This window comes from Streptomyces sp. NPDC059371 (assembly GCF_042751995.1).
GTDB lineage: Bacteria > Actinomycetota > Actinomycetes > Streptomycetales > Streptomycetaceae > Streptomyces.
Window position 1 is genome coordinate 24,607 of the sequence record NZ_JBHYXD010000064.1, and the last position, 6,788, is coordinate 31,394.

A 6,788-nucleotide genomic window follows, 5' to 3' on the forward strand; every position below is an offset into this window, starting at 1 on the left:
TCAGCCTGACTGGTGGGCGGGGGTGACGCCCCGGCTCGGGACCTCCGCTTTATCAAGACCCGGTGTGGTATGGGGGGTCCCGGGGCTCCCGCCCCCCCCGTCTCGATGCCCGTACCCACTTGTGCTCCGTCTTCCTTCGGTGATTCACGCTCCGCGTGAATTTCGTCTGCTTCGCTGTGTGTTTCCCGGCCCTGTGCCGGACGTTCCTCTTCGCGCGCGTCGTTCTCGGTCATGTCTCCTGCCCCCGTCGCTCGTCCGAGGCGCCCGCGGTCACGGGCTCCTCCGCGGGACCCGCCGTCGTCTCGGGCGCCGCGTGTTCGTCGTCTTCCATGATCTCTCCGGTGGCCGTGTTCACGGCGGGTGCCGCGGGAGCCGCCTGGGCGAGGGCCACGGCGATGGTCTCCGCCGTCTTGCGCCCCACGCCGGGGACCTCGCAGATCTGGTCGATCGTCGCGGACCGGAGCTTCTTCACGGAGCCGAAGTGTTTGATCAGTGCCTGCTTGCGGGACTCGCCCAGGCCCGGCACGTCGTCCAGCGGGCCCGATCTGAAGCGTTTGGCCCGCTTGGCGCGCTGGTAGGTGATCGCGAAGCGGTGGGCCTCGTCCCGTACCCGCTGGAGCAGATACAGGCCCTCACTGCTGCGCGGCAGGACCACGGGGTCGTCCTCGCCGGGCAGCCACACCTCCTCCAGGCGCTTGGCGAGCCCGCAGACGGCGATGTCGTCGATGCCCAGCTCGTCCAGGGCCCGCTGGGCGGCGGCGACCTGCGGCCGGCCGCCGTCGACGACGACGAGCTGCGGCGGGTAGGCGAAGCGCTTGGGCCGGCCGTCGTCCTCCGCGAGGGTGCCCCCGGAGAGCGGGGTCCCGTCGGCCAGGATCTCCGCGGCTCCCGGCACGGTGTCCTCGCCGTCAGTCCACTCCCCCGTCTTCTCCTTCTCGACGAGGTAGCGCCTGAAGCGGCGGGTGATCACCTCGTGCATGGAGCGGACGTCGTCCTGGCCGGCGAAGCCCTTGATCTGGAAGCGCCGGTACTCGCCCTTGCGCTGGAGCCCGTCCTCGAAGACGACCATCGAGGCCACCACGTCGTCGCCCTGGAGGTGCGAGATGTCGTAGCACTCGATCCGCAGCGGCGCGCTGTCCAGGTCGAGCGCCCCTGCGATCTCCTCCAGGGCGCGCGAGCGCGTGGTCAGGTCGGAGGCACGCCGGGTCTTGTGCAGGGCGAGCGCCTGGAGGGCGTTGCGCTGCACGGTCTCCATCAGCGCCTTCTTGTCGCCGCGCTGCGGTATGCGGAGCGACACGTTCGATCCGCGGCGGGCGGTGAGCCACTCCTGGACCGGTTCCACCGGTTCGGGCAGCGCCGGGACGAGCACCTCCTTGGGGACGGAGTCGCCCGTCTCCTCGCCGTAGAGCTGCTGGAGCGCGTGTTCGACGAGGTCACCGGTGGTGACCGCCTCCACCTTGTCCGTGACCCAGCCGCGCTGGCCGCGCACCCGTCCGCCGCGCACGTGGAAGATCTGCACGGCGGCTTCCAGCTCGTCCTCGGCCAGGGCGATGAGGTCGGCGTCGGTCGCGTCCGCGAGGACGACCGCGTTCTTCTCCATGGCCTTGCGCAGCGCCTCGATGTCGTCGCGCAGGCGGGCCGCCCGCTCGTACTCCATCTCCTCGGCGGCTTCCGTCATCCGCTGTTCCAGCCGGCGGATGTACGTCCCCGTACGACCCGCCATGAAGTCGCAGAACTCCTCGGCCAGGTCGCGGTGCTCCTCGGGCGAGACCCGGCCGACGCAGGGGGCGGAGCACTTGCCGATGTAGCCGAGGAGGCAGGGCCGGCCGGTGCGGGAGGCGTTCTTGAAGACTCCGGCGGAGCAGGTGCGGACCGGGAAGACGCGCAGCAGCAGGTCCACGGTGTCGCGGATGGCCCACGCGTGCCCGTACGGACCGAAGTAGCGGACGCCCTTCTTCTTGGCCCCGCGCATCACCTGCACGCGCGGGAACTCCTCGTTCATCGTCACCGCGAGGTGGGGGTAGCTCTTGTCGTCGCGGTACTTCACGTTGAACCGGGGGTCGTACTCCTTGATCCAGGAGTACTCGAGCTGAAGGGCCTCGACCTCCGTGGACACGACCGTCCACTCCACCGACGCGGCCGTGGTGACCATCGTGCGGGTGCGCGGGTGGAGATTCGCCAGGTCCTGGAAGTAGCTCGCCAGGCGCTGACGCAGGCTCTTCGCCTTTCCGACGTAGATCACCCGGCGGTGCTCGTCGCGGAATTTGTACACCCCTGGGGAGTCCGGGATCTGTCCCGGCTTGGGGCGGTAGCTGGAGGGGTCGGCCATGTCACACACCCTACTGGCGCGGGCCGACAGCGCGGCCGGCTCCCGGCCCGCCTGTGGAAAACCTCGCGGCGCCGGCCGCCGCGCCGGAGCGGGGCCCACGGGACGCCCCCGGTTCCCCCCGTCCCCGGCCTGGCCGCGATCGTCCCCGCCCTGTCCGCGATCGGCCCCAGCACGTCCCTGATCGTCCCCCACCCGCCCGTGAGCGGCCCCGCGCTGTGCGCGCGGCTCCCGGGATGCGCCGTTTCCGGCCACCCGCGTGACGTGGTGCCGGGCCCCCGGGTGGGGGCCCAGGAGGGACGGAGCGCGTCCGGGGGGCTGCGGTGAGCCATGTTGAGCATCAGGTGTTGTCGGGGCTTGGTCAACACGCTTCAATGCGGGGGAACTCGGGGCGTGAACGGCGAAACCCGCGCGTGTACAGCCCCCGCGCGCCCACCGGGCGGCGCCGATGAACCGCTCTCACGGCCTGACCAGCCGTAGTGAACATCCACAGAAAGGCCCCTGCATGCGGACCGGCACACAGCACGCGGACGTCGCCACGGCGGAACTGGAAACGGCCCTGCGGGGTGGCCCCTTCCATGTCGCACTGCGCGCAGCGATCACCGCCCGCGGGCTGCCGCTGCAGCGCGTACAGCACCATCTGTCGCGATACGGCGTCAGAGTCGGGGTGACGAGCCTGAGTTACTGGCAGCAGGGCGCCCGCCGCCCGCAGCGCCCCGAGTCACTGAGAGCCGTCCGCGCCCTGGAGGAGATCCTCCAACTGCCCGACGAGTCCCTGATCAGACTTCTGGCCGAGGCCGAGGAGCGCTCCGATCCGGAACGGCCCACAGGACGTTCCTATCGTTCACTCGTCGAGGCCTCCGGTGTCCTGGAACGGCTGCTGGCCGAACTGGAGTCCCCCCTCGACGGCGGTCTGCACACCCTCGGCCATCACGAACGGGTGCGCATAGGCGCACGTCGCGAACTGCTGGGCCGCGAGTCGCACCACATCGTGCGCGCGCACAAGGACGGCGTGGACCGCTATGTCGCCATTCATCACGGCGACCCCGGATGCGCACCGGAGCGGACGACCGTCCGGGCGCTGGAGAACTGCCGTACGGGACGGGTGCGCTGGCACCGCGAGACCGGCGTGTTCGTCGCGGAACTGCTCTTCGACACCCGGCTGCGGGCGGGCGAGACGTTCCTCTTCCGCTACGCCGTCGAGGACGGCACGGCCGGGGCGTCCAGCGAGTACGTCCGCGGGTTCGGCTTCGCCGGCGGACAGTACGCGCTCCAGGTGCACTTCGCCGAGGACGCGCTGCCCGTGCGCTGTCACCGCTTCACCCAGCACTCGGCCGCCGCGCCCCGCAGCGGCCGGCAGGAACTGCCGCTGAGCGGCCGGCACCGCTCGGTGCACCTGGTCGAGCCGCGTGTGCGGTCGGGGATCGTCGGGATCGGCTGGGACTGGGAGTGACCGGCCGGGCGGTGCGGGCCCCGGCCCGGCCGCGCCGAGTGCGGTCCAACGCCGAGCGCGGTCTCCGGCCGGGCACGGTCCCCGACCGCGCGCCGGGTGCGATCTCCGGGCGGGCCGGGTCCGTACCCCGGTCTCAGGCGCCCGGCCCCGCGACGATCTTCCCGTTCTGCTCCTCGACGGACAACGCGTGGAGCGGCACGGTGGCCGGTGCCCGCAGCACCTTGCCGGTCTCGGCGTCGAACTCGCTGCCGTGACACGGGCAAACGAGGGTCGTGCCCTGGAGCTTGTTGATGGCGCACCCGGCGTGCGTACAGATCGAGCTGAACGCCTTGAGCGAACCGTCCTCGGCACGGCTGACCACGACGTTGTGATCCTCGTACAGCTCGGCACCGCCCTTGGAGACGTCGCTCGCCGCGCCGAGCACGACGGGAGCGGTCGGCGTGGCGGGAGTCCCGCCGCCGCTGCCGCCGGAGCACGCGGCGAGGCCGAGTCCGGCGACCGGGGTCAGCGCCGCTCCCCGCAGGACGGTACGACGGCTCGCGGACGGACGGCCGGACATGGCATCTCCACTGGTCGAGGGTGCCGGCGGACACTCCGCCGGCGACGCCGGGGCTGAACACGGCGAGAGCGCCGCACACCGACCATACCGATACAGATCATTCCGCTCGTTGCGGGGGCCGGTCCCTGCGACTCGGGACGTAAACGCTTGCGCAAACGTATGCGTAAGCGTTTACGCGGGCCGTCGGATGGGATACGTTCACCCGCGAGCGGCGGGCTCCGTTCGCTTCGCGGTCCGGCGCCCAGGCTCCGTCCACCGGTCGGCACCGGTGCGGCCGACACCGGTCCAGTCGGCACCGGGTCCGCTTCACGGGCGGGCATCCGGGACCCAGGGAGGAAGCGCCATGGCGACGATGGCCGATGTGGCCCGGCGGGCGGGTGTGTCCATCGCGACCGTCTCCCACGTCCTCAACGACACCCGTCCGGTGCTGCCCGGGACGCGCCAGGCCGTTCTCGACGCGATCGACGAGCTGGGCTACACGCACAACACCCTCGCCCGTTCACTCGTCACCTCCCGAACGCGGTCCATCGGGCTCGCGGTGTCGGCGATCAGCAACCCCGTCTTCACGGAGATCCTCCAGGGAGTCGAGGCCGGAGCCCTCGAACACGGCTACAGCCTGCTCATCGCCGATCCGCACGACGATCCCGGGCACGAGCGCAAGGTCGTCCAACTGCTGCACGAACGGCGCGTGGACGGAATGATCATCGCGCCGTCGGCGGCTCCCGACGCGCTCCTGCGCTACCTGGAGCAGCACGACGTACCCACCGTCTTCCTGGACCGGCTCGTGGACGCTCCCGCCGGGAGCGGCTTCCGCCACGACCAGGTCTGCGCCGAGAACACCGCCCCCATGGCCGGCCTGGTGACCCACCTCGCCGAGCGGGGCCACCGGCGTATCGGACTGGTCGCGGGCCTGCCCGGACTCAGCACCACGGCGGAACGGATCACCGGCTACCGGCACGGCCTCGCACGGGCCGGACTCCCCTACGACGAACGGCTCGTGGCGCACGGCGACTCCCGCGCGGAGGCCGCCGAGGACGCCACCCACCGGCTGTTGTCGCTCGGCGCGGCGCCGAGCGCGCTCGTGACCGCGAACAACGCCATGACCGTCGGCGCGCTCCGGGCCCTGCGCGACCGGGGTCTGTCCGTGCCGGGCGACCTGGCGCTGTGCTGTTTCGACGACTTCTCCTGGGCGGACCTGTTCACGCCGAGGCTCACCGTGATCGCCCAGCCGAGCAAGGAGATCGGGGCCACGGCCGTCCGGCTGCTCCTGGAACGGCTGACGTCCCCGCATCTGGAGAGCCGCACCGTCCGGCTTCCCTGCGCCTTCGTCCACCGGACCTCGTGCGGCTGCCCCCCGAGCACCGCACGTGCCGAAGGCTCCGAAGGCTCCGAAGGCTCCGAAGGCTCCGAAGGCTCCGAAGGCTCCGAAGGCTCCGAGAACGAGATACCGAGGAAAGGATCCGAGTCGTGATCGTCGTCGCCGGTGAGGCCCTGATCGATCTGGTGCCGCAGGGCTCCGGCGCCCTGGCGGGACTGCTGCCCCGTCCGGGCGGGGGCCCCTACAACACGGCGGTGGCGCTCGGCCGCCTCGGCTCCCCCACGGCCTTCTGCTCCCGCGTGTCCCACGACGCGTTCGGCGAGTCCCTCCTGGACGGACTCGTGAACGCGGGCGTCGACGTGTCGTCCGTGCAGCGTGGTGGTGAGCCGACGACGCTGGCCGTCGCCACGATCGGGGCGGACGGCTCGGCCGCGTACTCCTTCTACGTCGAGGGCACGGCGGACCGTCTCTTCGCCGCCCCGGACCAACTCCCCGACGGGGCACGGGCAGTGTCCTTCGGAACCTGTTCACTCGTCCTGGAACCGGGTGCGAGCGCGTACGAGGAGCTGATGCGGACCGCCGCGGCGCAGGACGTCTTCACCGCGCTCGACCCGAACATCCGCGCCGGGCTGATCCCCGACCCGGACGCCTACCGTGCCCGGTTCGAGAGCTGGCTGCCGTCGGTGTCCCTGCTCAAGCTGTCCGAGGACGACGCCCGGTGGCTCGGCGGCACCCCGCGCGAATGGCTGGCCGCCGGTCCCGCGGCGGTGGTGATCACCCGGGGCGGCGACGGTCTCACCGCGTTCACCCGGGACGGTGTGGTGCACTCCGTGCCCGGCGAACCGGTGGACGTGGTGGACACCATCGGTGCCGGCGACACCGTGAACGCGGCGCTGCTGCACGGCCTGGCCGCCCGGGACGCCCTGTCCCCGGCCGCACTGACGGAACTGGGCACCCGGGGCTGGACCGAGCTTCTGCGCTTCGCGGCCCGCGCGGCGGCGGTCACCTGCTCCCGCGCCGGAGCGGAACCGCCGTACGCCCGCGAACTCGGCGATCTACTCGACGATCTATAGGCCGGATTCTCAACAGCGCGGGGGGCGCGGGGGGGGGAGCGGCCGGAGTCGCGGGCGCG

At 71.8% G+C, this 6,788-nt stretch carries 5 protein-coding genes; 3 read left to right on the forward strand and 2 right to left on the reverse strand.

The window, feature by feature from the left end; all coding sequences use genetic code 11:
* Positions 1-229 precede the first annotated feature (229 nt).
* Positions 230-2,329: an excinuclease ABC subunit UvrC gene (gene uvrC / locus ACFXGX_RS28980; protein WP_384796516.1), complete on the reverse strand. Its 2,100-nt coding sequence runs from the start codon at positions 2,327-2,329 to the stop codon at positions 230-232.
* Between the two features lie 502 nt (positions 2,330-2,831).
* On the opposite strand from uvrC, the gene ACFXGX_RS28985 reads away from it, so the two are divergent.
* Complete coding sequence (locus tag ACFXGX_RS28985) at positions 2,832-3,779, forward strand: hypothetical protein (RefSeq protein ID WP_384796518.1); 948 nt, start codon at positions 2,832-2,834, stop codon at positions 3,777-3,779.
* Positions 3,780-3,912: 133 nt separating this feature from the next.
* On the opposite strand, the gene ACFXGX_RS28990 is transcribed toward ACFXGX_RS28985, so the two are convergent.
* Complete coding sequence (locus ACFXGX_RS28990) at positions 3,913-4,338, reverse strand: Rieske (2Fe-2S) protein (RefSeq protein ID WP_384796520.1); 426 nt, start codon at positions 4,336-4,338, stop codon at positions 3,913-3,915.
* A gap of 343 nt (positions 4,339-4,681) precedes the next feature.
* Between ACFXGX_RS28990 and ACFXGX_RS28995 the strand changes: the two genes are divergently transcribed.
* Both ACFXGX_RS28995 and ACFXGX_RS29000 read left to right on the forward strand, forming a co-directional pair.
* Positions 4,682-5,809: a LacI family DNA-binding transcriptional regulator gene (locus ACFXGX_RS28995; protein ID WP_384796522.1), complete on the forward strand. Its 1,128-nt coding sequence runs from the start codon at positions 4,682-4,684 to the stop codon at positions 5,807-5,809.
* Positions 5,806-6,729 carry a carbohydrate kinase gene (locus ACFXGX_RS29000; RefSeq protein ID WP_384796524.1) on the forward strand — a complete coding sequence of 308 codons (924 nt, stop codon included), beginning with the start codon at positions 5,806-5,808 and terminating at the stop codon, positions 6,727-6,729. Before ACFXGX_RS28995 ends, ACFXGX_RS29000 begins: the two co-directional genes overlap by 4 nt.
* Positions 6,730-6,788: the final 59 nt, after the last annotated feature.